The following is a 25933-nucleotide window of genomic DNA, read 5'->3' as shown; positions in this document are numbered from 1 at the left end:
ACAGCGACACTATGACGCCGTTCCGCGCGGGCGCGCCAGAGGGTTCGGATGACGGTTTTGTGGATCCCGACGCCGGACCCTCGCTTTCCGTTGACCGGAGCGGGGCGGCGCGCCTAACTGCCGCCATGCCGAAAGCCTCCTACCTGAACAGCTGGTACGCCGCGAGCGCCACCGCCCACCCCGTCCACCCGCCGCTGGAAGGGGAGTTGCGCTGCGACGTCTGCGTCGTCGGCGGCGGCTACACCGGCCTGACCACGGCGCTGGAACTGGCCGAGCGTGGCTTCGACGTGGTCCTGCTGGAGGCGCAGACCTGCGGCTGGGGCGCGTCGGGGCGCAACGGCGGCCAGATCATCACCGGCTACAACAAGCCAATGTCGACCATCGCGCGCTGGGTCGGACCCGAGGATGCGCAACGCCTGTGGGAGTTCGGGGAGGAGGCCAAGGACCAGCTGGCCGAACGGGTCGCGCGCCACGCCATCGCCTGCGACCTGACCTGGGGTTTCGCCTACGCCGCCGTGAAGCCCCGCCAGATGGAGGACGTCGCCGCGCTGGAACGCGACATGCGCGACGGCTGCGGCTACGCCAGGACGCGGCGGCTGGACCGCGAGGCGATGCGGGCGCAGGTCAACAGCGACCTCTACGTCGGCGGGCTGCTGGACGAGGGCAGCGGGCATCTCCACCCGCTGAACTACGCGCTGGGTCTGGCCCGCGCCGCGACGTCCGCCGGGGTGCGCATCTTCGAGACCAGCCCGGTCACCGCCATCGACAGCGGGGCGGAACCCTGGGCGCGGACCGCGCGCGGCCTCGTGCGCGCCAAGCACATGGTGCTGGCCGGCAACGCCTATCTCGGTGGGCTGTCGCCGGCCTTGTCGCGCACCATCATGCCGGTGGCGACCTACCTGATCGCCACCGAGCCCTTGGGGGCGGAGCGGGCGGCCAGCCTGATCCCCAACAACATCGCCATCACCGACATGAATTTCGCGCTGAACTACTTCCGCCGCTCGGCCGACCACCGGCTGCTGTTTGGCGGCGGTGTCAGCTATTCCGGCGTCGACGCGCCGGGGTTGAAGCTGGCGATGCGCGGCAAGATGCTGGGGGTCTTCCCGCAGCTCCGCGACGCGCAGGTGGCCTATTTCTGGGGCGGGCGCGTGGCCATCACGATGAACCGCATGCCGCATCTGGGCCGGCTGTCGCCGACCACCCTGTTCGCCCATGGCTATTCCGGCCACGGCGTGGCGCTGGCCGGCATGGCCGGGCGGGTGATGGCCGAGGCGATCCGCGGCACCGCCGAGCGTTTCGACGTGTTTGCCCGCGTTCCGCACCTGCCCTTCCCCGGCGGACGGCGCTTCCGCACCCCGGCGCTGGTCCTCGCAATGCTCTGGTTCCGCCTGCGCGATCTGCTGTAGGGTGTCCGATGCGGCAATCCAGCCGCCTCAGGGGCCAAAACCGACGTGTCAAGCAGCGACGACCAGAACGCTCCCGCTCCGACCAACTCCGCCGGGGAGATCGGCGCCGACGCGGCCGCCAAGGCCGCCGAGGAGGACAAGCAAGTCCAACCAATGCGCGACACGCATTTCGACTTCCAGCACAAGGTCTTCAGCCTGCCGAGCGCCTTCTTCTGCGTCGACCCGACCAGCAAGGACCCGGTGCTGAACATCCTGCTGGGCGATTTGAAGGCGGCGTTGGCCTTCCCGACCCTGCTGGAATCCTTCCACATCGAAGAGGGCAGCCACGACGAACGGCTCCTCGAAGTGGTCGAGCAGGGCTTGGCTTACGTCAAGCAGATCCGCCCCGGCGAGCAGATTCCGGGCGAACTGCTGGACGGCCGCGCCTCCTGGTCGGTGGAGACCCGGCATCTCAAGCTCGCCAAGGGGCGGCTGACGATGCAGGTGGCCTCGGCGGCCAAGGGCAACGAAATCATCGTCTCGGACGCCGACCAGTTGGAGCAACTGATCGAGGATCCGCAGACCCAGGCGCGGATGAAGGCCGGCTTCCAGCGCATCGCGGAACGGCTGAAGATCACCGAGAACGCCGAGCAGCTTCTGACCGACCGCATCGACGATCTGGCGCAGGAGCTGTCCTACATCGAGGCGCTTCGCGACCGCTTCAAGCACATCCGCAAGATCGAGACGAAGCTGGGTAAGCTGGTCACGATCTATCGGACGGATCGCACCTTCTGCAGCGAGGTTAACCGGATGCAGGGGCTGATCCGCAAGCCGCTGCGTGAATACGACCTGATCTTCGATCAGGCCGACGCCCAGACCGGCGACATCGTCGGGGCGTTGAAGGACTTCCACGCGACGGTCCAGTTCATTCGCAAGATCCGTGACGACCTGCGCACCAAGCTGCTGGAGTGGGAAGACCTGCTGCACGGGTGGGACGTGGTCGGGCTGGAACGGTCGGCCCAGATCGAACAATTGCAGAAGCAGACCTACCGCTTCCTCGCCAGCCGCTACATCGAGACGACGGTATGGAAGCGTGGCGGTTAAGGCGAAGCCGTCAGGGACCGGGCTTTCCTATGCCTCTCGTTGACAAAACGTATTTAAACGCCATTAAACGCTCCTCGCCAAGCTCGCAGCCATCTGCTATGCGAAGTTTGTTACGATCAAGGAGTGTTTAAATGCGTTTAAAATCGCTTAAATAAGCCTTTACGCCACCCCGCGCAGCTCTTCGGCACCTGTAAGATCGACGCTGACCAACTGCGACACCCCACGCTCCACCATCGTCACACCGAACAGGCGATCGACCCGCGCCATGGTCAGGCGGTGGTGGGTGATGATGAGGAAGCGGGTGTCGCCCTGCCGCGCGATGTCCTCGACCAGATCGCAGAAGCGCCCGACATTCGCCTCGTCCAGCGGGGCGTCCACCTCGTCCAGCACGCAGATCGGTGCCGGGTTGGAGCGGAAGACCGCGAACAGCAGCGACAGCGCCGTCAACGCCTGCTCACCGCCCGAGAGCAGCGACAGGACTTGCAGCTTCTTGCCAGGCGGGCTGGCGTAGATCTCCAGCCCGGCGCTCAAGGGATCCTCGGCGTTGACCAGCTCCAGATAGGCCTTGCCGCCGCCGAACAGGCGGGTGAACAGATCTTGGAAATTGCGGTTCACCGTGTCGAAGCTGGCGACCAGCCGCTCGCGCGCCTCCCGGTTCAGGCCGGCGATGCCCTGACGCAGCCGGGCGATGGCGGCGGTCAGATCGGCGCGCTCGGTGTGCAGCCCGGCGATCTGAGCTTCCAGCTCCGTCGCCTCGATCTCGGCGCGCAGGTTCACCGGCCCCATGGCCTCGCGCTCGCGCGTCAGCTTGTCGAGCCGCGCCTCGACGCCGGCGGCCTCGGGCAGTTCCTCGCCGAGGGTCAGCTCGGCGGCGGCGCGGGTGCCGTCCGGCGTGCAATCCAGACGTTCGGCGATGCGCTCGGTCAGGGTCTGGGCCTGCTGCATCGCCGCCGACACCGCCGCCTCGGCGCGGGCGCGGGCCTCGCGGGAATCGGCCAGCCCGGCTTCGGCGGTTCGCAGGGCTTCCTCGGTCTCGGCCAGCCGTCCCTCGGCTTCGGCCAGAGCCTCGGCGGACCGCTTGCGGCCGCGCTCCGCTTCGGCGATCCGGTCGAGCAGATCCCGTCGTTCCTCCGCGATCCGCGCCGGCCGGTCGGCCAGTTGGGCGGTCTCGGTCTCGGCCGCCTCGGCGCGCTCGCGCAGTTCCGACACCCGCCCGCCGGCCCCGGTGGAGCGCGTGCCCCAGGAGGAGGTTTCGGCTTCGATGGCGGCCAGCCTTTGCCGGCGCCCCTGCGCCTCACGGTTCAACCGCTCCAGAGCGTTCTGCCTTTCGGCCAGAGCGGTGCGGCGCTCGGCCAGGGCGGCGCGCCGTTCGTTGACCCGTTCCCGCCCCTCGCGGCTGTCGGGCAGCGCGTCGAGCAGTTCCTGCGCCTCGTCGCGTTGCCCGGCGGCCTCGCGCCAATCGGCGTCCAGGCGCTCGATTCCGTCGGTCAGCGCGGACAGGCGCGACACGGCGGCGTCGGCCTCGCGGGCGAGCTTGGCGTGGCGGTCGCGGGCGGCGTTGACGGCGGCGAAGCACTCCCGCACCGCGTCGCGGGCGCGGCGGTCGGCCTGCGCGGCGGCCTCGACCACGCGCTTGGCCTCGTCCAAGGCCTCGCGCGCCGTCTCGACCCGCTCGTCGGCGAGGTCCAGCTCGCCGCGCAGCTCCGCCAGACGGTTGCGCTGCTTCAGGCGGACGGCGGCGGCTGTGGGCGCGCCGGCCTGCACGGTGAAGCCGTCCCAACGCCACGCCCCGCCGTCGCGGCTGACCAGGATCTGCCCCGGCGCCAGCGACGGCGCCAGCGCCGCGCCCATGCCGGCGTCGGCGACCACCCCGACATGCGCCAAGGCCCGGTGCACGGCGGCGGGGCCGGCGACGTGGCCGGCCATCGGATCCACCCCGCCGGGCAGCGGCGCCACCGCGTCGAAGAACGGAAGCCGGCGCCAGTGGACCGGCGCGGCCTCGTCCAGCGGCGCGGTCAGGGCGTCGCCCAGGGCGGCGGCGAGCGCGCCCTCGTAGCCGGGGGCCACCGTCACCGCGTCCACCAGAGGCGGGAATTCGCCGCTCGATCCGGCGGTGAGCAGCTCGGCCAGCGCACGTTCTTCCGCGCGCAGCTTGGCGCGGGCGGACTCGGCGGCGGACAGCGCCTCGCGGGCGCGGGACTGGGCCGGCTCGGCGTCGGATTTGGCGCGTTCGGCGGCCTCGGCGGCCTCGCGGGCGTCCTCCAGCCGTTGTTCGGCCAGTTCGACCGCCAGTTCGGCCTCCGCCACGTCGGGGCGGGCGGCGATTTCGGCCTCCAGCGCGGCGCGCTGGGTCTTCTGCTCGTCCAGGCGCTTGGACAGTCCGGCGGCGCGGGCTTCCAGTTCGGACGCCCGGCGCTGGGTGGCGGCGCGGCGGGCCTCGTCGGTGGCGACGGCCTCGGTCAGGCGGGTCAGCTCGCGGTCGAGCGTCTCCACCGCCTCGCGCGCGTCGGCCAGGGCGTCGCGGGCGGCCTCCTCCAGCGTCTCCTCGTCGGCCTGGGCGGCGGTCAGGCGATCGCGCTCGGCTTCCAGCCGGGACAGCGCCTCTCCGGCGTCGGCGGCGAGCGCCTCCTCGCGGCCGAGGTCGCCGGCGATCTGGCGCAGCCGGGCCTGCAGGACGCGCTGCTGCTCGGCGACACGGCGCTCCTCGGCGTCGAGCTGCTCGCGGGCGATCACCAGCCGCTGCAGGGCGGCGGCGGCCTGCGCCTCGTCGCGGCGCTTTTCGGGCAGGCATGAGGCCGCCTCGGTGCGCTTGGCCGCCAGTTGGGTGGCGGACAGCATCAGCGCCTGCACGGCGGCCTCGGCCTTGGTGAAGGCGGCGCGGGCGCGCTCCAGCTCGGCCTGGGAGGCGATCCAGCGCAGGTGCCACAGCACCGCCTCGGCCTTGCGGATGTGTTCGGACAGGTTGCGGTAGCGGGCCGCCTGCCGCGCCTGCTTCTTCAGGCTTTGCAGCTGGGTGTCCATCGCCCCGATGATGTCGTCGAGGCGAGTCAGGTTGCCGTCCGCCGCCTTCAGCCGCAGCTCCGCCTCGTGCCGGCGGGAGTGCAGGCCGGTGATGCCGGCCGCCTCCTCCAGCAGCGCGCGGCGCTCCTGCGGCTTGGCGCCGATGATCTGCGCGACCTTGCCCTGACTGACCAGGGCCGGCGAGGCGGCGCCCGACGCGTTGTCGGCGAACAACAACTGCACGTCGCGCGCCCGCACCAGCTTGCCGTTGACGCGGTAGTCGGAGCCCGAACCGCGCTCGATCCGCCGGACCACCTCCAGCTCGTCGTGCTCGTTGAGGCCGGCGGGGGCGGTGCGCGTGCGGTTGTCGATGGCGAGCGACACCTCGCCCAGGTTGCGCGCCGGCCGGTTGGACGTGCCGCCGAAGATGACGTCGTCCATGTCGTCGCCGCGCATCCGCTTGGCCGAGGTCTCCCCCATCACCCAGCGCAGCGCCTCCACCAGATTCGACTTGCCGCAGCCATTGGGGCCGACGATGCCGGTCATGCCGGGTTCGATCACCAGTTCGGTGGAATCGACGAAGGATTTGAAGCCGGAAAGACGGAGACGCGTGAACTGCACCGGAACGACCTTGAGTTTGACGGAAAAGACGATATCTGCGCGTGCGCAGACTTGCCCCTCTCTCCCCTTGCGGGAGAGGGGTGGGGGTGAGGGGCCGCGAATCTGTTCGTCTCTGGCGAATACCCCTCATCCCAACCCTTCTTCCACAAGGGGAGAAGGGCTTTCATAAGGTGACCGCGCCTTGTTACTTCAGCAGCTTGTCGATCGCCTTGGCGAAGACCTCGAAGGACTGCGCGCCCTCGACCCGCTCGGCGCCGTCGTTCAGGATGAAGGTCGGCGTGGCTTCGATCTTGTGCTGGTTCTGGCCGATCATGCGGCTGTTCAGGATGCCGTCGGCCAGGGCCGTGTTGGCGAAGCAGGCGTCGATGGTGTCCTGGGTCATGCCGGCCAGCTTGCCGTACTGGGCCAGCGCCTTGTTCGGGTCGGCGGCGCGCGCCCACTGGGCCTGGCTCTTGAACAGAACGTCGGTCAACGGGAAGAAGCGCTCGGTCGGCGCGCAATGCGCCAGCATGCTGGCGCCCAGCGCCGCCTTGTCGAAGGGGAAGTCGCGGAAGACCAGCTTCACCTTGCCGGTGTCGATGTAGGCCTCCTTGATCTTCGGCAGCACCTCGGTGTGGAAGACCGCGCAGTGCGGGCAGGTCATCGACGAATAGTCGAGGATCGTCACCGGGGCCTTCGGGTCGCCCATCACGCGCTCGGCCAGCAGCTGCTCAACCGGTGGCAACGAGGCCGGCGGCAGCGGCGCGGCGGCCTGCGCCGCGGCGGGGGCGGCGCCCAGCCCGGCGATCCCAAGGCCGGTGGTCAGTCCGACGGCGAGAAGCCCGGCGAGTCCCAGAATTTTACGGTTCACGATGCCCTCATCCCTACCAGATGTTGTCGATGTATAGTCAATGACCGGCCGCCCCGGCAAGCGCGGGGCCGGTCCGGCACGTTCCCTCAGCGCCCCGGCCGCTTGGCCGGGCGCGCCAGCAACGAGCGGCCGAAGCGCTCCAGCGTGGCGCGCAGCTCCTCGTCCTCCACCGTGGCGGTGGCGGTGGTGACGGAGATCTCCTCGTCCATCGTCAGCGTGCGCTGCCGCACCATCGGCGACGGGGCCGGCGGCAACGCGGCGTGGATCAGCTTGATCCGCGCCACCGCGCGGTAGCCGAAGAAGCTGTTGATGCGCTCGACGATCTGCGGCTCCAGATGCTGGAGCTCCAGCGCGATGGCGCCCATCGCGCGGATGTGCAGAGTCGCCTCCTCGCGCTTGCCGCGCGGGAAGCTCAACTTATCGGGGGCGGTGCGCAGCGCCATCTGCTGGCCGACGATGGCCGGCCAGTCGGTGATCAACGCGCCGAAGGCGAGGCCGCGCTTGCCAAGCACCTTGCCCGCCACGTCCGGCACGGTCTGTCCGATGCGCCGGGGTCCGCTCATTGGCGTCCGCTCATTCCTGCCGTCACTCCGTTGGCGCCCCGGCCTTGTCCGGGGTCATGTGGGGTCGCGGCACCGTAGCGCAAGCAGGACCGCTTTCCCAGCGCCGCCGGGCCGGCAACCGCGCGCCCTCTTCTCCAGACGGCCGGACCGCTCTATCTATTCCCCATGATTCGCGATTCCGCCGAGGCCGCCGCGCGGCTCCTGTCCTGGTACGACCGTCACCGCCGCGACCTGCCCTGGCGCGCCAAGCCCGGCGAGACCGCCGACCCCTACCGGGTCTGGCTGTCGGAGATCATGCTGCAGCAGACCACCGTCCCCGCCGCCGGCCCGTATTTCCGCCGCTTCACCGAACGCTGGCCCACCGTGCGCGCCCTGGCGGACTCACCCCTGGACGACCTGCTGGTCGCCTGGGCGGGGCTCGGCTACTACGCGCGGGCGCGCAACCTGCACAAATGCGCGCAGGTGGTGGCGAACCAGCACGGCGGGCGCTTTCCGGAGACTGAGGCGGAACTGCTGGAGCTTCCCGGCATCGGCGCCTACACCGCCGCCGCGATCAGTTCCATCGCCTTCGGCCGCAAGGCGACGGTGGTGGACGGCAACGTCGAGCGCGTCGTGTCCCGAATCTTCGCGGTCGAGACCCCGATGCCGGCCGCCAAGCCGGCCCTGCGCAGGCTGACCGCCACCCTGACCCCGGAGGATCGGGCCGGCGACTTCGCGCAGGCGATGATGGATCTGGGAGCCACCGTCTGCACGCCGCGCAAGCCAAAATGCATGCTCTGCCCCTGGGCGGAGTTCTGCGACGGCCGCGCCGCCGGCATCGCCGAGACCCTGCCGCGCAAGGCCGCGAAGGCGGACAAGCCGACCCGGCGCGGCGTCGCCTACTGGCTGCTGAACCCGGAGGGCGCGGTGCTGCTGCGCCGCCGGGCGGAGGAGGGGTTGCTGGGCGGCATGACCGAGGTTCCCTCCACAGCCTGGGGGCCGGAGGCGCCGGGCGACGCGGCGGTGGCGACGGAACAGCCGCTGCCGGCACCGTGGCGCCGCCTGCCCGGCGTGGTCCGCCACACTTTCAGCCATTTTCACCTGGAACTTGGGGTGGTCGCGGCGCAGGCCGGCGACGGCTGGCGGGCGGTCGAAGGGCTGTGGGTGCCCATCGACCGGCTGGGCGATCAGGCCCTTCCGTCGGTGATGGTCAAGGTGGTGCGCCACGCGCTGTCCAACGCCTAGAGCCTGCCGTCTGAAAGCCCGAATCCCGCCCGGTCTCCGGAGTGCCCATGCCGCGTTTCCTGCTGTCTCTTCTCGCCGCCCTGACGATGCTGGCGGGAGGCGCCGCCGCCACGCCGAAGCCGGCACCGGAGGCCGGCGTCGCGCTGGTGCTGGCGCTCGACGGGTCGGCCTCGATCACCCAGGGCGACCTGGAGTTCCAGTTGCAGGGCCACGCCGCCGCCTTCCGCGACCCTTCGGTCGCCGACGCCCTGTCGACGGGGGGCGTGCTGGTGACGCTGGCCGCCTATTCCGGCCCGCGTTCCCTCAAGGTGCTGATCCCCTGGACGCTGCTGAAAAACGCCGGGGACGCCACACGCTTCGCCGACCGGATCGACGCCCTGCCGCGCGGCTTCCAGGGCGATTCCACCGCCCTCGGCAGCGCGATCGAGGAGGCGTCCAAGCTGTTCGACCAGGGGGGCGCCGCGCCCAACCGCGTCATCGACCTCGTGTCGAACGGCTTCTCCAACAGCGGGATCGACCCCGCCTTGGCGCGCGACCGCGCCACCGCGCGCGGCATCACCGTCAACGGTCTGGCGATCCTCGACGAGTTCCCGTGGTTGGAGGAGTATTTCGAGGAGAGCGTCATCGGCGGGCCGGGCAGCTTCGTCAAATCGGCGATGGACCGCGCCAGCTTCGTCGAGGCCTTGCGGCAGAAGCTGATCCTTGAAATGGTGGGGGCACCCGACCATCTGCCGTGGCAAAGCGCGGGCTTTCCCTGAGCGGAACGACCAACGGGAAGAACGGACAACCGCGCCCGAGAGGAGCGACCAAGCCTTGGAACAGGCGGATTTCCTGGTGATCGGCGCCGGCATGGCCGGCGCGTCGGCGGCCTACGAGCTGGCCGTCCATGGCAAGGTTGTGGTGATCGAGCGCGAATCGCAGCCGGGCTACCATTCGACCGGCCGTTCGGCGGCGCTCTACACCCAGACCTACGGCCCGCCGGTGATCCGCGCCATGACCGTGGCGAGCTGGGGCTTCTACACCGAGCCACCGGACGGCTTCACCGACCACGCGATGCTGACCCCGCGCGGCGTGCTGATCGTCGGTCGCGACGGCCAGACCGACCGGCTGGACGCGGAATTCGCCAACGGCCGCCGCCTGACCCCCTCGGTCGAACGCTTCGACCGCGCCCGCACGCTGGCGATGGCCCCCTTCCTGCGCCCCGACTACCCGGCCGGCGCGGTGTGGGAGCCCGACGCGCGCGACATCGACGTCCACGCCCTGCACCAGGGCTATCTGCGCGGGCTGAAGGCGCGCGGCGGCCGCGTCGTCACCGACGCCGGGGTGTCGGCCCTGGCCCGGCGCGACGGGCTGTGGGTGGCGCGGACGGCGGCCGGAGTCTTCGCCGCCCCGGTGGTGGTCGACGCGGCGGGCGCCTGGGCCGACGCGCTGGCGGAACTGGCCGGGGTGCGCCCGGTCGGGCTGGTGCCCAAGCGGCGCACCGCGATCACCTTCGACCCGGTCTTCGCCGATCCGGCCGACAAGGCCGGGCTGGACGGCTGGCCGATGGTCTGCGACCTCGACGAGACCTTCTACGTGAAGCCCGACGCCGGGCGGCTGCTCGCCTCCCCCGCCGACGAGACTCCGGTGGCTCCCTGCGACGTGCAGCCGGAGGAGCTGGATGTCGCCGAAACGGTCGAGCGGCTGGAACAAGCGTCGCGTTTCAGCGTTCGTAGATTCGCGCACAGTTGGGCCGGACTGCGCAGCTTCGTGGCCGACAAGACTCCGGTGGTCGGGTTCGACGACCGGGCCGAGGGGTTCTTCTGGCTGTGCGGGCAGGGCGGCTACGGCATCCAGACGGCGCCGGCCATGGGGCGCACGGCGGCGGCGCTCGCCACCGGCGGCGACCTGCCCGAGGACGTCCGGAAGCTGGGCGTGAGCGCGCGGGATCTGTCGCCGGCCCGCCTGCGCTGACGCGCTGTCAGACGCGCTGTCAATCGGCGGTTGTCGTTCGGGACCAGGGAGGTTCGTCATGACCATGCGTCGCCGTCTGTTGCGTTGGGCCTTCGTCGGCGCGGGCGCGGCCTTGGGCCTCGCGTCCTGCGCCAACGTGGCCGCCGACCGGGCGCTATTCGCGCAGAGCGCGCTGGTCGGCATGCCGAAGGGAACCCTGCTGTCCTGCGCCGGGGTCCCCGACCGGCAGGCGGTGGTCGACAACCGCGAATACTTCACCTACCGCAGTTCCCGTCTCGTATCCTACCCGAGCCCGACGGTGGGGCTGTACGGCGGCGGCTGGGGGCCGCATTACGGCTATGGCTGGGGCGGCTGGCCGGCCTACGGCTCGGAGATCGCCAGCTTCGACTGCGACGCCACCTTCAGCCTGCGCAACGGCGTGGTCGAGCGTGTGGTCTACGGCGGAACCTCCGGCGGGGCGACGCGACTTGGCCAGTGCTACGCCATCGTCCAGAACTGCCTGCCACAGACTCCGGTGGCCTCGGCGCAACCAAACCCTTGATTTCGTTGTCCATGTGACAACTCGTCACTGTTGCAAAGCTGCTGCGCCGCCACCGCAAGAGGGTGCGTTGGTGTGCCCAAGTCTAGAAGCCCCACTGGGAGTCTGGTAATACCTCCATCGGCTGATGCCACAAATCAGAAACAACGCATTCCGCCTGGAGCAGACCCCATGAGCATCCTGTCGCGCGCCGCCGCCGCCCTGCTGGCGACTTCGGCTCTTGTCGCCATCTCGTCCCCGTCGCTCGCTCAGGATTTCAAGGGCAAGTCGGCCGGCGACATCGTCGTCCGCGCGCGCGCCCTGGCCGTGATCCCGCAGGAGAAGGGCACGCTGCACGCTCCGGCGCTCAACGCCGACATCGGTGATGCCAAGATCGGCAACGACTACATCCCCGAAGTCGATTTCACCTATTTCTTCACCGACAACATCGCCGCCGAGCTGATCGCCGGCACCACCCGCCACCGCGTGAAGGGCAACCTGAACGGCCTGGGCGGCAGCGTCGAAGCCGGCAAGGTCTCCCTGCTGCCGCCGACCCTGACGGTGCAGTACCACTTCCTGCCGAAGGAGCGCGTCAGCCCCTACGTCGGCGCCGGTGTGAACTACACCCTGTTCTACAACAAGAAGGCCGCCAACACCCCGAACCCCATCGGGCTGGCCGTCACCGACACCGACTATGAGAACCGCTTCGGCTGGGCGCTCCAGGCCGGTGTCGACGTTGCCATCGCCGGCAACTGGTCGCTGAACTTCGACGTCAAGAAGATCTTCCTGAAGACCGACTGGAAGGCCAAGACCAACCTCGGCGTCGACGTGAACTCCAAGGTCACCATCGACCCGTGGCTGATCGGCGTCGGCGTCGGCTACCGCTTCTAATCGATCCTTCGGGGTTGAAAAGGCCGGGCCGGCTACCCCTTTCGGGGTGGCCGGCCTTTTCCTTTGTGTGGTCTCCTTGCAACCCGGCTGCGAAGGCCCAAGGTCTTTCCAAAGAGGAAAACCAAAGCAAGGGAGGCCGCACCGTCATGCATGTCGCCGCCGTTTTGAAACGCAAGGGCAATCGGATCGTCGCCGCCGCCCAGGCCGACACCGTGTCCGCCATCGCGCAGTTGCTGACCGAGCACCGGATCGGCGCCGTCCTGGTCCTGGAGGAGGATGGGAGCCCGGTGGGCATCCTGTCGGAACGCGACATCGTGCGCGCCATCGCCCGCGACGGCGCCGCCGCCCTGTCCCGCCCCGCCGCCGAACTGATGACACGCGAACTCATCACGGGCCAACCGACGGACACCGTGGCCGATCTGATGGCGGTGATGACCGACCGCCGCATCCGTCACATCCCGATCCTGGAGGATGGCAGGATCGTCGGCGTCATCAGCATCGGCGACGTGGTGAAGGCGCGAATCGACGACGCGGAGCTGGAGGTCGAATCGCTGCGCGGCTTTGTGGCGGGAATCGGCTGAGCAAACAAAAAGGACCGGCGTGGCACGCCGGTCCTTTTCCGAAGATACCTTATGCCCGTCAGGCGGAGTGCTGCGGGAAGGCCATCGCCGCCTGGGTGCGGTTGCGCACGCCCAGCGACTTGAAGATCGCCGTCATGTGGATCTTCACCGTGCCTTCGGACAGGCCCAGCTCATGGGCGATCTGCTTGTTCGACTTGCCCTCGCGCAGGCGGTCGAGGACCTCGCGCTGGCGCTGGGTCAGCAACTGCTCCAACTGCGGGTCGGCCGGGGGAACGACGACGCGGGCCTCCGGCTCGTTGCCTTCGCGCAGGACCGTGGCCGGGACGTAGACGCCGCCGGAAAAGATCAGGTCGAGCGCGCTCAGCATGATCTTCACGCTCGACGATTTCGGGATGTAGCCGGCCGCGCCGTTCTCCAGCGCGTCGCGCACGTCGCTGTGCGCCTCCGAAGCGGAGATGACGACGACCTTGGCGCCCGGCTGCTTCTCGCGCAGCGCCCCGATGCCGCTGAAACCCGGCCAACCCGGCATGCGCAGATCGGTCAGGACGAGGTCGTAGGCCTCGCCCGCTCCCGCCATCGCCAGCAGCTCGTCGAAGTTGCTCGCTTCCCCGAAGTCGGCGCCGTCCTTGAGCTGCTCCAGCAGCCGGCGCAGTCCTTCCCGGAAAAGGACATGATCGTCACCGATCAGGATCTTCATCGATCAAACTCCTGCACACACTGCTGCTTTTACGGGCATGACGAAGCCATGAAAAGGGTGAGGCCTTTCTCAACCGCATATTCGTAAAATCCAAAGGATATAGCGGACCCCGGCCAAACGTAATGCCTGTTAAGATGTAACACGCTCCACCAATTGCCCACAACCCAAAATTAACTTTTGTCACATGCCTAGCCCGTCGGACATCGGCCACGTGCAAATGGCGGCCGGCCTTCGCCGGGTAAAGCCATACCATTGTCTGACGCTTGTGTTCTTAAGTGAACTCGGACTCAACCCTATTGCAATGCAAAAAGGTCGACCCCGGCGTCTTGCGACGCCGGGGTCGACCCGGTGTGAAACTTATGCTCCGCTGGGCGAAACGAAGGTTCAGAACATCGCGTCTTCCATTTCCATCAGCGGGGCAGCGCCGGCGGTGATGGTGATGAACAACGAGTTCACCTGCGGCAGCAGCTTGGTCATGTAGAAGCGCGCGGTCTTAATCTTGGCCTCGTAGAAGGCGGCGTTGCCCTCGCCAGCCTCCAGCTTGGCCTTGGCCTTCTTGACCATGGTCAGCCACATCCAGCCGAGCGCCACGAGACCGAACAGGCGCAAATAGTCGGTCGCCGCCGCTCCCGCCTCTTCCGGATCCTTCATACCCTTCTGGGCGATCAGGGCCGTCGCCTGCTGAAGCTTGGCGAAGGCCTTGGCCAGCGGCATGACGAACTCGCCCAACTCGTCATTCTCCATGTCGGCCTCGATGGCGCGACCGACCGGGTGGAAGAAGTGACGCAGCAGCCGCCCCATGTCCTGCGGCAGCTTGCGCCCGACGAGGTCGAGCGCCTGGATGCCGTTGGTGCCCTCGTAGATCTGGCAGATGCGGGCGTCGCGGACATACTGCTCGACGCCGGTCTCCCAGATGAAGCCGTGGCCGCCATGGACCTGCACCGCGATGTTGCCGGCCTCGAAGCCGATGTCGGTGAACAGCGCCTTGGCGATCGGCGTCATCAGCTGCACGAACTCGTCGGCGTCGCGGCGGGCGCGGGGATCGGCGTGCTTTTCCGCCACGTCCAGGTGATAGGCCACCAAAGCGCCGAGCGCGCGGGCGCCCTCGGTGTAGGCGCGGGCGGTGAGCAGGTTCTTGCGCACGTCGGGGTGGACGATGATCGGGTCGGCCGGCTTGTCCGGCGCCTTCACCCCCGACAGCGAGCGGCCCTGGAGCCGCTCCCTGGCGTAGGCGACGGCGTTCTGGTAGCTGACCTCGGCCAGCCCCAGCCCCTGGATGCCCACGGCCAGACGGGCCGCGTTCATCATCACGAACATGGCGCGCATGCCCTTGTGCGGCTCGCCGACCAGCCAGCCGGTGGCGTCCTCGAAGTTCATCACGCAGGTCGAGGAGGCCTTGATGCCCATCTTGTGCTCGATGGAGCCGCAGGCGACGCCGTTGCGCGGGCCGGGCGTGCCGTCCGCGTTGGGCATGAACTTCGGCACCAGGAACAGGCTGATGCCCCGCGTCCCGGCTGGGGCGTCGGGCAGGCGGGCCAGCACCAGATGCAGGATGTTCTCGGTCAGGTCATGCTCGCCGGCCGAGATGAAGATCTTGGTGCCGGTGATCTTGTACGAGTCGCCCTCGTCCGGCACCGCCCTGGTGCGGATGATGCCGAGGTCGGTGCCGCAATGCGGCTCGGTCAGGCACATGGTGCCCGACCACGTTCCGTCGACCAGACGCGGCAGGAAGCGGGTCTTCAGGTCGTCCGAGCCGTACATCGCCAGCGCGTTGTAGGCGCCGAGCGACAGGCCGGGGTACATGCCGAAGCTGAGGTTGGCGGAGCAGATGAACTCCTCCAGCATGATGTTGACCAGCTTCGGCAGCCCCTGCCCGCCATAGGCCGGGTCGCAGGCCAGCCCCTGCCAGCCGGCCTCGATGTAGGTGGTGTAGGCCTCCTTGAAGCCCTGAGGCGTGCGGACCTCGCCGTTCTCGAAATGGCAGCCCTCGCCGTCGCCGGACTGGTTCAGCGGGAACAGCACCTCCTCGCAGAGCTTGGCGCCTTCTTCCAGCACCTGCCCGACCAGTTCGGGGGTGGCGTCCTCGTAGCCCGGCAGCGCCGACAGCTTGTCCAGCCCGACGATCTCGTCGAGAACGAAGCGCACGTCCTCAAGCGGAGCCTTGTAGATCGGCATCTCTCAATCCCCCCTCAATTCCGCAGCGGCTTGCCGGTGAGCAGCATGTGCTCGATCCGGTCGATGGTGCCGTTCGTGTGGACCAGTTTCATGAAGGCGCTGCGTTCCAGCTCCAGCACCGCGTCCTCGCCGACCGGCTTGGAGGCGTCGGCGTCGGGACCGCCGCTCAGCACGTCCGCCAGCGCGGCGCAGACCACCTTGTCGTGCTCCGTCACCTTGCCCTGAAGGGCGAAGCCCTCCACCGCCAGTTCCAGCGCGGCGCGCGCGGTCGGGCCGGGCAGCACGAAGCTGTCCTTCTCGGGCGGGGTGTAGTTTTCCGCCAGTTGCAGGGCCTTGGCCTTGGCGTCGGCCAGCAGGCGGTCGCGGTTCATGGTGACGCCGTCGGAGCTGCGGAAATACAGCAGCTCCTTGGCCTCGGCCGCCGATTTGGCGACGGTGGCGGTGCTGATGATCTCGAAGGCCTTGGCGACGGCGGGCATCGGGCCGCGCGGCGCGCGGGGGTTCTTGGCGTGGCGGGCCAGCATCTCGGTGCAGCCGCCCCAGGCCGGGATCAACCCGACGCCGACCTCGACGAGGCCGACATAGGTCTCGGCGTGGGCCTGGACGTGGTCGGAATGCAGCAGGATCTCGCAGCCGCCGCCAAGCGCCATGCCGCTGGGCGCCGCCACCACCGGGAAGGGGGCGTAGCGCAGCGCGCGGTAGGTGCGCTGGCCGGCCTCCACCATCTCCTCGATCTGCGGCCACAGGCCGATGTTCAGCGCGAACAGGGCGAGGCCGAGGTTGGCGCCGACCGAGAAGTTGTCGGCCTCGTTGTGGATGACCAGCGCCTTCCAATCGCCCTTGCCGTCGCCGATCAGCTTCATGGCCCGGCCGTAGGCGGCCATGATGTCGCCGTCCACCGCGTTCATCTTGCTGGTGAACTCGACGCAGAGCACGCCGTCGCCGATGTCCCACAGGCTGGCCGAGGCGTTCTTCCACACCGGCTTGCCGGCCGCCCGCTTCACGTCGGACAGCAGCAGCACGCCGTCCGGGCGCACCACCGTGTCGTAGACCCCGGCGGTGGTCAGGTGCTGGAGCTTGCCGTCCTCGACCCGGTAGAAGGGCCGCCCGGCGGCGGTCTCGACCAGGGCCGGGACGGGGATGCCTTCCGATTTGCAGAGATCGGCGAACCACGCGGTGCCGAGGCGGTCGATCAGCTCGAACGGCCCCTGCTTCCAGGCGTAGCCGAGCCGCATGCCCTCATCGACCGCGACGATGCTGTCGGCGATCTGCGGCACGAGGCTGGCGGCGTAGGCCAGGGTCTGGGCCAGCACCCGGCGCGCGAATTGCCCGCCCTTGTCGGGATGTTCGCACAGCTTGCGCAGGTCACGGCCGGCGGACGAGACGCTCTCCAGCCGGGCTTTCTCCGAGGGCGCGTAGGCCCCGGTGCGCAGGTCGACCGACTCCTTGACCTTGCCGCCGCCGGCCTTGTTGATGCGGTAGAAGCCGCCCTTGCCCTTGCGGCCAGTGTAGCCCTCCGCGATCATCTTGGTGATGACCGGGTGCTCGCGCATCACGCCCCGGTAGGCGTCGTCGGCCGGCAGGGTCGCCAGCATGCTCTTGGCGATGTGCGGCATCAGGTCGAGCCCGACCAGATCCATCAGGCCGAAGACGCCGGTCTTGGGAATCCCCATCGGACGGCCGCCGACGGCGTCCGCCTCCTCCACCGTCAGGCCGAGGTCGATGGCGGCGTTGACCGCCGCCTGGATCCACAGCACGCCGATGCGGTTGGCGATGAAGCCCGGCGTGTCCTTGCAATGGACGACGCCCTTGCCGAGCCGCCGGTCGCCGATCCCGGCGACGGCCGCCAGCGCGTCGGCGCGGGTCTGCGGCCCGCCGACGATCTCCAGCAGGCGCATGTAGCGCGGCGGGTTGAAGAAGTGGGTGATCAGGAAGTCGCTCTTGAACCGGTCGCTCTGGCCCTCGGTCAGCACCGCCAGCGGGATGGTCGAGGTGTTGGACGACACCACCGAGCCCGCCTTGCGCACCGGGTCGATGCGTTTGTAGAGGTCGGCCTTGATCGCCGGGTTCTCGATGATCGCCTCGACGATCCAGTCGACGTCGGCCAGAAGATGGAGGTCGTCCTCCAGATTGCCGGTGGTGACCAGCTTGGCGGCGCCGCGGTGCATGAAGGGGGCCGGGTCGGTCTTCAGCATCTTCGCCACCGCCCCCTTGGCGATGGCGCTGCGGTCACCCTCCTTGGCGGGGATGTCGAGCAGGACGACGGGGATGCCGGCGTTGGCGAAATGGGCGGCGATGCCGGCGCCCATCACACCGGCGCCGATCACGGCGGCGCGTTCGATCTTCATCGTGTCTTCCTCCCTGATGCCGCCGTCAGACCGCTTCCAGGATCGTGGCGATGCCCTGGCCGCCGCCGATGCACTGGGTGGCGAGCGCGAACTGCTTGCCCTCGCGCTTGAGCAGCGCCGCCGCCTTGCCGGTGATGCGGGCGCCGGTGGCCCCCAGCGGGTGGCCGAGCGCCAGCGCGCCGCCGTCGAGGTTGATCCTCGACGGGTCGATGTCGAGGTCGCGCATGCAGGCGATGGCCTGGGACGAGAAGGCCTCGTTGATCTCGATGAGGTCGATGTCGGCGATCGACAGGCCGGCGCGGGCCAGCGCCTTGCGGGTCGCGGGCACGGGTCCCAGGCCCATCAGCTCCGGCTCGCAGCCGGCGACGGCGACCGAGCGGATCTTGGCGAGGATCGGCAGGCCGTTGGCGCGCGCGTACTCCTCCGTCGTCACCAGCACGGCGGACGCGCCGTCGGTCAGCGGCGAGGAGGTGCCGGCGGTGACCGAGCCGTCGGCGGTGAACGCCGGCTTCAAGCCACTCAAGCCCTCGACGGTGGTGCCGGGGCGGATGCAGCCGTCGCGCTCGACCAGACCGGCCGGCGACTGGATGGCGACGATCTCGTCCGACAGGCGGCCCTGGCTTTGCGCCTCGGCGGCCTTGGCGTGGGAGGTGACGGCCAGCGCTTCCTGGTCGGCGCGGGCGATGCCGTATTTGCGGGCGACGTTCTCGGCGGTGACGCCCATCGAGCAGTAGGCGTCCGGGTAGGCGTCCTTCAGGCCCGGATTTGGCATCGGGTTGAAGCCCATGATCGGCACCCGGGTCATCGACTCGACGCCGCCGCAGACGAAGACCTCGCCGGCCCCCATGGCGATGGCGCCCGCCGCTTGGTGGATCGCCTGCATCGACGAGCCGCAGTAGCGGTTCACCGTGGTGGCGGCGGCGGTCAGCGGCAGTTTGGCCAGGAAGGAGACGGTGCGGGCGACGTTCAGCCCCTGCTCGCCCTCGGGGAAGGAGCAGCCGACGACCACGTCCTCGACGTCCTTCGGGTTCAGGCCGGTGCGCTCGACCAGCGCCGCGATGACGCGGGCCAGCAGGTCGTCGGGGCGGACCTTGGTCAGTTCGCCCTTATGGGCGAAGGCGAAGGGCGAACGGGCGTAGCCTGCGATGACGACCGACTTCATGAGCGATTCTCCTCCATGGGATGCGTCTCCGTTGAGCCTGCGCGGCGCAGATGCTCGGAGATCTGGGTGTCGAGGGTGCGCAGCTCCAGCAAGGTCTGCTGGACGTCCTGGAGCTGCCGTTCCAGAGCCTGGACCCGGCCTCGGGCGAGATTTTGCAAGTAGCGCATCTGCTCGATCTGGGCGTCGTCGGCGTCGTAGAGGGTGAGGAAATCCTTGATCTCGGCGAGGCTGAAGCCAAGCCGCTTGCCTCGGCAGATCAGGGCCAGCCGGGCGCGATCGCGGTGGGTGTAGATTCGGGCCTGACCGTCGCGCGCAGGCGCCAGCAGCCCCTCCTCCTCGTAATGGCGGATGGTGCGGTGGGTCAGCCCGAACTCGCCGGCCAGCTCGCCGATGGACCGGTTGCGGTCCTCCGCCCCCCAGCCCGCCGCTCCGTTGCCGATTGCCGCTGCCGTCACGCTTGCCGCCCCTTTGCTGCCGAACGCCGTTCCTTGACGTTTACGTAAAGGTAAGGTCCATTCCGCATGCTGTCAATGATCTTGTTGGCTGGGCGAACCAGTTCCTGCTTGGCCGAACGGGTGCGGCGCGCCCGCGCAGTGACAGGATGCCACGCCGGTCCGTCGGCGGCGGCTGTGGCAGGCTCGGCGGATTGGACGGCCAAACCGATCGACGGGTCTGTTTTCAAATAGGGATCGGACGCGCCCATGCACAGCGGAGTCGGGGCCAGGGAACGGAGACACCCCATGTCGTCGCGCGCCATCGTATCGCTGGGCGTCTGGATTCTCGCCGTGGTGCTGGTCGGCACGATGACGGTGGGGGCCGCGCTGTTTTTCTACGTCGGTCTGACCGCGTTCTTCGCGCTGGTGGCCGTCGTATTGAGCGTCGTCTCCCGCCGACGGGCGGAACGGCGGGAGCGGAGTTGTCTGTAAGGGGGCCTAGAAGGGGATGACGAGCGGTTGAGGGGTTGTCTCGATCTGGCGTTTTCACAAGAGAGGGTGGAGCCAAACACCTCCCTCCTTAAGCCAACGCCCCCGCCATGACCGCGTCCGGCGACCGCCCGACGATCCGCGCGTAGACCTCCGGATCGGTCGCCCCCTCCGTCCCGAACACCAGCACGCGCGCGTCCGGCGCCAGACCCAGCGAGCGGCGGACGTCCTCGTGCGCGGCGGCGCAGAGCAGCCCCGCCAGACCCGCCACCCCGGATTCCCCGGCCAGGATCGGCCGCCCGCCATGCTCGCCGTCGGCCAGCTTGCGCATGGTGCGGATGGCGCCCTCGTCGGGGATGGTCAGGAAATCGTCGGCCCCGCGCTCCAGGATCGCCCAGGCCAGAAGCGAGACCTCGCCGCAGGCCAGACCTGCCATCACGGTGTCGAGGTCACCCTCGGACTTCACCGGGCGTCCGGCGACGGCGCTCTGGTAGAGGCAGTCGGCGTTGTGCGGCTCGACCACCACCAGGCGCGGGCGCTGGCGGCCCCAGGTCTCCCACAGATGGCCGCAGACGGCGGCGGGCAAGGCCCCCACCCCGCCCTGGACGAACACATGGGTCGGCCGCTCGCTGGCGGGAAGCTGCGAGATCGCCTCCTCCACCATCACGCCGTAGCCCTGCATCACGTCGCGCGGGATGTCCATGTAGCCGGTGTAGGAGGTGTCGGACACCACGAACCAGCCGTTCTCCGCCGCGTCCGCCGCCGCCCGGCGCACCGCGTCGTCGTACAGCCCGTCCACCACCACGACCTTGGCGCCGTAGGCCGCGATGGCCGCGCGCCGGCCAGCCGAACAGGCCGCCGGAACGTAGATCACGCCATTGCAGCCGAAGACCTGCGCGCCCCACGCCACCGAACGGCCGTGGTTGCCGTCGGTCGCCGTGGCGACGGTCAGCGCGCGCGTCACCTTGGCGTAGCGCCCGACCACCAGATCCAGCGCCGTCACCGGCACGCCGGGCACCCGCGCCGTCACCTCGCGCGCCAGCAGCCGCAGCACCGCGTAGGCCCCGCCCAGCGCCTTGAAGCTGCCGAGCGCGAAGCGGGCGCTCTCGTCCTTGTACCAGAGGCGGTCGATCCCGGCCTCGCGCGCCAGACCGGTCAGCGAGCGCAGCGGCGTCGGCGCGTAGCCGGGCCAGGCGCCGATCTCGGTCATCGCCTCCTCGAAGGCGGCGCGGCTCAGGATCGCGCGCTCGGAGGGGCCGTAGGGGCGCTCGCGGTCGGCGCGGGGGTTGGAGAACAGGCGCGGGACGCAGGACGACAGGGGCTCGGGCATCGGGTGCGTTCTCCAGACCGCCGGTTCGGAAACCATGGGGAACGAGAACAGAGGAGGCGGCCCGCCGTCAAGACGGGTCGCGCGCCGGGACGGCCACACGCACCGGACAAAGGGTCGCAACGGGATTCAAGCGACGGGACTTATCGGATCGGCAGGGCGCCGCTCAGCGCTTCCACTCGCGGCTGGACTTGATGAAGTCGGTCAGCGTCACGCCGATCTTGTCGTCGATGATCGCCACCTCGCCGCGCGCCACCAGCACGCCCTCGACGTAGACGTCGGTCGGGTCCTTCAACTGGCGGTCCAGTTCCACGACGGCGCCGCGGCCGAGCTTCAGCAGGTCGCGCACGCGGAGCATCGCCGTGCCGATGACCACCTTGATCTCCACCGGCGCGTCGCCGATGGCGAAGGACGACGCGTCGCCGTCGTGGGGGTCGGGCGCGCCGAGCAGGTCGTCGATGTTGGCCATGGGAATGCTCCTCCGCCGCGCATCGGCGTGTAAGCCGTCACACTACACCCGGCGGCGGGGGCGGGGCAACGCCGGCCCCACGGGCGTCTTGCGACAAGAATCGGCTTCGCCCACACTGGCTCCACAACCGGGGCCGCATGACGAAGCCCCACAGACGGGAAGCCGCCACATGACCAACCACTCCGCCGCGCCGCTGGTTCCGCCCGACTGGCTGAACGCGCATCTGGGCGACGCCGATCTCGTCGTGCTCGACGTCCGCACCCCGCCGGCCGGGGGCTTCGTTCCGGGATCGCTGCATTCCGACTACGCGACCGGCTGGCGCGCCTCGGCCGGGGGCGGGGCCGGCGTGCTGCCCGACGCGGCGGCGCTGGAGCGCCTGATCGGCGCCCTCGGCATCGGCAACGGCGACCATGTGGTGCTGGTGGCGTCCGGCGCCAGCGCCGGCGACATGGGCAACGCCACCCGCGTCTACTGGACCTTCAAGACGCTGGGCCACGACGCGGTGTCGGTGCTCGACGGCGGGTTCAAGGCGTGGACCGCCGCCGGGCTGCCGGTGGAGCCCGCCCCGGCGACCCGCCCGGCCGCGACCTTCACGGCCAGCCCGCGCGCCGATCTGCGCGCCACCCTGCCCCAGGTCGAGGCCGCCGTCGCCGCCGGGACCACCCCGCTGCACGACGCCCGTTCCGCCGAGCAGTTCGCCGGCAAGGCCAAGAGCCCGCAGGCGCGCGCCGCCGGCACCCTGCCCGGCGCGGTGAACATCGACAACGGCGCCTTCTATTCGGCCGCCGACGCCCGCTTCGCCACGCCCGACGCGGTGCGGGCGCTGGCCGGTCAGGCGGGGCTGCCGCTGGAGGGCCAGCCGATCACCTTCTGCAACACCGGCCATCTGGCCTCGGTGTCGTGGTTCGCGCTGAGCGAGGTCGCCGGGGTGCCGGGGGTGCGGCTCTACGACGGCTCCATGTCGGAATGGAGCGCCGACCCGGCGCGTCCGCTCAAGAACGCGGACTGACCTTAAATGCCCCTCTCCCCTTGCGGGAGAGGGGTTGGGGTGAGGGGTACCGGCACCAGCCGGCCGCAATCCTTCCTCTTCGCCTGCGGCGAATACCCCTCATCCCAACCCTTCTCCCGCAAGGGGAGAAGGGCTTTAACCCGCCCACCTACGCGCGGCGGCGGCGCAGGCGGGACAGGTCCGAGCGGCGGACCAGCCCCAGCACCACCGCCGCCACCGCGTAGACCAGCAGCCCGGCCGCGCCCAGCAGGGTCAGCGCGACCAGCCGCTCGAACAGGCCGCTCGCGGTCAGCCAGGGCGACAGCCGGTCCTGCGCGACCCACAGCGCCGCCCCCATCGCCAGGGCGGCCACGGCCATGCGCGGCAGGTTGCGGGCGAGCCGGGCGTCGGCCTTGAACAGCCCGCGCCGGGTCAGCAGCCACGCCAGCAGCAGGGCGTTGACCCAGGCCGACACCGAGGTCGCCACCGCCAGCCCGACTTGGGCCAGCGGCCCCATCAGCGCCAGCTTCAGCGCGACGTTCACCGCCACGGCGGCCAGCGCCACCCGCACCGGCGTCGCCGTGTCGTGCCGCGCGTAGAAGCCGTTGACGAGGCTACGGATCACCACGAAGGCCGGCAGGCCCAGCGCGTAGGCCTGGAGCGTGGCGGCCGAGGCCGCCGCGTCGCTCGGCCCGAAGGCGCCGTGCTGGAACAGCACCGCGACGATGGGCAGCCCGGCGACCAGGAAGGCGACGGCGGCCGGCAGGGTCAGCACCAGCGACAGCTCCACCGCGCGGTTCTGGCTGTCCACCGCCCCGGCCTCGTCGCCGCCCTTGATGCGCTTGGCCATCTCCGGCAGCAGCACGGTGCCGACCGCGATGCCGATGACGCCCAGCGGCAACTGGTTCAGCCGGTCGGCGTAGTAGAGATACGAGACCGCCCCGGTGGGCAGCGCCGAGGCGATCAGCGTGTCGGCGAACAGGCTGATCTGCGTCAGCCCCGAGCCCAGCGCCGCCGGCCCCAGCACGGTCAGGAACCGCTTCACGTCGGCCGACCAGCGCGGGCGCACCAGCCGCAGCCCCATCCCGGCCTTATGCGCGTCCCAGGCGAGATAGACGAACTGCGCGACGCCCGAGACGAAGACGCCCCAGGACAGCGCGTGGCCGGCCGTGGGCAGCAGTGGAGTCGCCAGCACCAGCGCCGCGATCAGGCAAAGGTTCATCACGATGGGCGCCGCCGCTGCCGCGCCGAAGCGGCCCATGCTGTTCAGCACCCCGCCGTAGAGCGAGACCAGCGAAATGAACAGCAGGTAGGGGAAGGTGATGCTGGTGAACAGCACGGCCAGCCGGAACTTCTCCGGCTCGTCGGCGAAGCCCGGCGCGAAGACCGTCATGAACTGCGGCATCACCGCCAGCACGGCCAGCAGGAACACCACCTGCACCGCCAGCAGCAGCGCCATCACCCGCTCGGCGAAGCGCTTGGCGGCCTCCGGGCCGTCCTGCACCAGCGTGGCCGAGAACAGCGGCACGAAGGCCGAATTGAAGGCCCCCTCGGCGAACAGCGCGCGGAAATGGTTGGGCAGCCGGAAGGCGACGAAGAAGGCGTCGGCGACCGGACCGGCGCCCAGCAGCGCCGCGGTCAGCACGTCGCGCAGGAAGCCCAGCGCCCGGCTGGCCAGCGTCAGGCCGCCGACGGACAGGATGTGACGGAACACGATGAGGGGGACCTTTTGGAAAAAATCGGCGGCATTCTAGCGACGCCGCCGCAATCGTCATAGGATCGCGGCCCTGTCCCGTCCAGCACATCGGATAAGCCTGATGCCGCAGCAGCCGTCCACCCCCCTGCCCCTGACCTATCTGGAAGCCGGCGAAGCCAACGGCGGCACCCCGCTGCTGGTCCTGCACGGCCTGTTCGGGTCGGCCCGCAACTGGCAGACGCTGGCCCGCCGCTTCGCCGAGTCCCGCCGGGTCTACGCGCTGGATCTGCGCAACCACGGTGGCGCGCCCTGGGCCGACTCCATGAGCTACGAGGCGATGGCCGACGACGTGCTGCGCTTCCTCGACGACCGGGGGTTCGCGCGGGCCGCCGTGATCGGCCATTCGATGGGCGGCAAGGTGGCGATGACGCTGGCGCTCAGGCACCCCGACCGGGTCGAGCGGCTGGTGGTGGTCGACATCGCGCCGACCGCCTACACCCACACCCACGCCCCCTTTGTCGCCGCGATGAAGGCCGCCGATCTGGAGGGCCGCACCCGCCGGCCGGAGATCGAGTCCCAACTGGTGGACGCCGTGCCGGAGGCGCCGCTACGCTCCTTCCTGATGCAGAACCTCGTGCTGGAGGAGGGGAAATTCTCCTGGCGGATCAACCTCGACGCCATTGGCGGGGCGATGGCCGACCTGATCGGCTTCCCGGATCCGGGCGACGTGCGCTACGCCGGTCCCACCCTGTTCATCGGCGGAACCAAGTCCGACTACATCCTGCCCGAGCACCACGATCTCATCCGCCGCCGCTTTCCCAAGGCCGAGATCGCGATGATCGAGGGCGCCGGCCATTGGCTGCACGCCGAGCGGCCGCAGGAGTTTGCCGGGCTGGTCGAACGATTCGTGTAAGGCGATTCGTGTGAGGAATTAGGCGCTTTTGGGGATAAACCCCGCCGAAGCGGACCTTGCATCACCCGGACGGCGGGGCTATCAAGCCTGCGCGCCCCAAAACGCGGCCGGCGACGCAAGACGGCCGCTTTGTTCGAAGGATCGACCGACCATGAGCGTCATCACCGAGATTCACGCCCGCGAGATTCTGGACAGCCGCGGCAACCCGACCGTCGAAGTGGACGTGACGCTGGAAAGCGGCGCCTTCGGCCGCGCCGCCGTGCCCTCGGGCGCCTCGACCGGCGCCCACGAGGCGGTCGAGCTGCGCGACGGCGACAAGGGCCGCTACGGCGGCAAGGGTGTGCTGAAGGCCGTCGAGGCCGTCAACGGCGAGCTGTACGACGCACTCGCCGGGCTCGAGGCCGCCGACCAGCGCGGCATCGACCTCGCCATGATCGAGGTGGACGGCACCGCCAACAAGGCCCGCCTCGGCGCCAACGCCATCCTGGGCGTGTCGCTGGCGGTCGCCAAGGCGTCCGCCGAGGAAGCCGGCCTGCCGCTCTACCG

General features: G+C 69.8%; 22 protein-coding genes and 1 pseudogene. 12 read left to right on the top strand and 11 right to left on the bottom strand.

Annotated features, from left to right (window positions below; genetic code table 11):
- Positions 1-125 precede the first annotated feature (125 nt).
- Together EJ913_RS25135 and EJ913_RS25130 are read left to right on the top strand one after the other, a co-directional pair.
- Positions 126-1406, top strand: a complete 1281-nt coding sequence (locus tag EJ913_RS25135) for an NAD(P)/FAD-dependent oxidoreductase (RefSeq protein WP_127003096.1) — start codon at positions 126-128, stop codon at positions 1404-1406.
- A 45-nt stretch (positions 1407-1451) separates the two neighbouring features.
- Complete coding sequence (locus tag EJ913_RS25130) at positions 1452-2489, top strand: hypothetical protein (RefSeq protein ID WP_127003094.1); 1038 nt, start codon at positions 1452-1454, stop codon at positions 2487-2489.
- Positions 2490-2648: 159 nt separating this feature from the next.
- On the opposite strand, the gene EJ913_RS25125 is transcribed toward EJ913_RS25130, so the two are convergent.
- The 3 genes from EJ913_RS25125 to EJ913_RS25115 form a co-directional block, all read right to left on the bottom strand.
- Entirely contained in the window at positions 2649-6110 is a 3462-nt protein-coding gene (locus tag EJ913_RS25125; protein WP_127003092.1) for an AAA family ATPase, read from the bottom strand.
- A 184-nt stretch (positions 6111-6294) separates the two neighbouring features.
- On the bottom strand, positions 6295-6960 hold the full coding sequence (locus tag EJ913_RS25120; RefSeq protein WP_238521663.1) for a DsbA family protein: 666 nt from the start codon (positions 6958-6960) through the stop codon (positions 6295-6297).
- Positions 6961-7046: 86 nt separating this feature from the next.
- Positions 7047-7523 (bottom strand): DUF721 domain-containing protein, encoded by a 477-nt coding sequence (locus tag EJ913_RS25115; protein ID WP_127003090.1) that lies wholly within the window; start codon positions 7521-7523, stop codon positions 7047-7049.
- A 165-nt stretch (positions 7524-7688) separates the two neighbouring features.
- Here EJ913_RS25115 and mutY point away from each other — a divergent pair, with 165 nt between their 5' ends.
- From mutY to EJ913_RS25085, 6 genes are all read left to right on the top strand, one after another.
- Positions 7689-8747 (top strand): A/G-specific adenine glycosylase, encoded by a 1059-nt coding sequence (gene mutY / locus EJ913_RS25110; RefSeq protein WP_127003088.1) that lies wholly within the window; start codon positions 7689-7691, stop codon positions 8745-8747.
- Positions 8748-8794: 47 nt separating this feature from the next.
- The gene (locus tag EJ913_RS25105; RefSeq protein WP_127003086.1) at positions 8795-9505 is read left to right on the top strand and encodes a DUF1194 domain-containing protein; all 711 of its coding nucleotides are present in this window, start codon (positions 8795-8797) and stop codon (positions 9503-9505) included.
- A gap of 55 nt (positions 9506-9560) precedes the next feature.
- Positions 9561-10700 (top strand): NAD(P)/FAD-dependent oxidoreductase, encoded by a 1140-nt coding sequence (locus tag EJ913_RS25100; protein ID WP_127003084.1) that lies wholly within the window; start codon positions 9561-9563, stop codon positions 10698-10700.
- Positions 10701-10758: 58 nt separating this feature from the next.
- Entirely contained in the window at positions 10759-11241 is a 483-nt protein-coding gene (locus tag EJ913_RS25095) for a hypothetical protein (RefSeq protein WP_127003082.1), read from the top strand.
- 168 nt (positions 11242-11409) lie between these two features.
- Complete coding sequence (locus tag EJ913_RS25090; RefSeq protein WP_185909926.1) at positions 11410-12108, top strand: OmpW/AlkL family protein; 699 nt, start codon at positions 11410-11412, stop codon at positions 12106-12108.
- Positions 12109-12254: 146 nt separating this feature from the next.
- The gene (locus tag EJ913_RS25085) at positions 12255-12689 is read left to right on the top strand and encodes a CBS domain-containing protein (protein WP_127003080.1); all 435 of its coding nucleotides are present in this window, start codon (positions 12255-12257) and stop codon (positions 12687-12689) included.
- 58 nt (positions 12690-12747) lie between these two features.
- Here EJ913_RS25085 and EJ913_RS25080 read toward each other — a convergent pair whose 3' ends face one another.
- The 5 genes from EJ913_RS25080 to EJ913_RS25060 form a co-directional block, all read right to left on the bottom strand.
- Positions 12748-13386, bottom strand: coding sequence for a response regulator (locus EJ913_RS25080; RefSeq protein WP_127003078.1), 639 nt, complete (start codon positions 13384-13386; stop codon positions 12748-12750).
- Positions 13387-13770: 384 nt separating this feature from the next.
- Positions 13771-15561, bottom strand: a complete 1791-nt coding sequence (locus tag EJ913_RS25075; RefSeq protein ID WP_127003076.1) for an acyl-CoA dehydrogenase C-terminal domain-containing protein — start codon at positions 15559-15561, stop codon at positions 13771-13773.
- Positions 15562-15575: 14 nt separating this feature from the next.
- The gene (locus EJ913_RS25070) at positions 15576-17909 is read right to left on the bottom strand and encodes a 3-hydroxyacyl-CoA dehydrogenase/enoyl-CoA hydratase family protein (RefSeq protein ID WP_127003074.1); all 2334 of its coding nucleotides are present in this window, start codon (positions 17907-17909) and stop codon (positions 15576-15578) included.
- A gap of 25 nt (positions 17910-17934) precedes the next feature.
- Positions 17935-19071 (bottom strand): thiolase family protein, encoded by a 1137-nt coding sequence (locus EJ913_RS25065; protein ID WP_127003072.1) that lies wholly within the window; start codon positions 19069-19071, stop codon positions 17935-17937.
- Entirely contained in the window at positions 19068-19526 is a 459-nt protein-coding gene (locus tag EJ913_RS25060) for a MerR family transcriptional regulator (protein WP_127003070.1), read from the bottom strand. The genes EJ913_RS25065 and EJ913_RS25060 overlap by 4 nt, the downstream gene beginning before the upstream one ends.
- A 285-nt stretch (positions 19527-19811) precedes the next feature.
- Here EJ913_RS25060 and EJ913_RS25055 point away from each other — a divergent pair, with 285 nt between their 5' ends.
- On the top strand, positions 19812-19997 hold the full coding sequence (locus EJ913_RS25055) for a hypothetical protein (RefSeq protein WP_127003068.1): 186 nt from the start codon (positions 19812-19814) through the stop codon (positions 19995-19997).
- An 88-nt stretch (positions 19998-20085) separates the two neighbouring features.
- Here EJ913_RS25055 and EJ913_RS25050 read toward each other — a convergent pair whose 3' ends face one another.
- Together EJ913_RS25050 and fliN are read right to left on the bottom strand one after the other, a co-directional pair.
- Positions 20086-21324, bottom strand: coding sequence for a diaminopropionate ammonia-lyase (locus EJ913_RS25050; protein ID WP_127003066.1), 1239 nt, complete (start codon positions 21322-21324; stop codon positions 20086-20088).
- Between the two features lie 163 nt (positions 21325-21487).
- Positions 21488-21790 (bottom strand): flagellar motor switch protein FliN, encoded by a 303-nt coding sequence (fliN, locus tag EJ913_RS25045; protein ID WP_127003065.1) that lies wholly within the window; start codon positions 21788-21790, stop codon positions 21488-21490.
- A 169-nt stretch (positions 21791-21959) separates the two neighbouring features.
- On the opposite strand from fliN, the gene EJ913_RS25040 reads away from it, so the two are divergent.
- Positions 21960-22799, top strand: coding sequence for a sulfurtransferase (locus tag EJ913_RS25040; protein WP_127003063.1), 840 nt, complete (start codon positions 21960-21962; stop codon positions 22797-22799).
- A gap of 148 nt (positions 22800-22947) precedes the next feature.
- Here EJ913_RS25040 and murJ read toward each other — a convergent pair whose 3' ends face one another.
- Complete coding sequence (gene murJ, locus EJ913_RS25035) at positions 22948-24492, bottom strand: murein biosynthesis integral membrane protein MurJ (RefSeq protein WP_127003061.1); 1545 nt, start codon at positions 24490-24492, stop codon at positions 22948-22950.
- 103 nt (positions 24493-24595) lie between these two features.
- Between murJ and EJ913_RS25030 the strand changes: the two genes are divergently transcribed.
- Together EJ913_RS25030 and eno are read left to right on the top strand one after the other, a co-directional pair.
- A complete protein-coding gene (locus EJ913_RS25030; protein WP_127003059.1) occupies positions 24596-25387 on the top strand; it encodes an alpha/beta fold hydrolase in 792 nt (263 codons plus the stop codon).
- Between the two features lie 151 nt (positions 25388-25538).
- Positions 25539-25933: pseudogene (eno, locus tag EJ913_RS25025) on the top strand (phosphopyruvate hydratase); the annotation flags it as partial.

The organism is Azospirillum doebereinerae, assembly GCF_003989665.1.
Classification (GTDB): domain Bacteria; phylum Pseudomonadota; class Alphaproteobacteria; order Azospirillales; family Azospirillaceae; genus Azospirillum; species Azospirillum doebereinerae.
The sequence above is the reverse complement of the archived record's forward strand: the minus strand, read 5'-3'. Positions and strand labels throughout refer to the sequence as shown.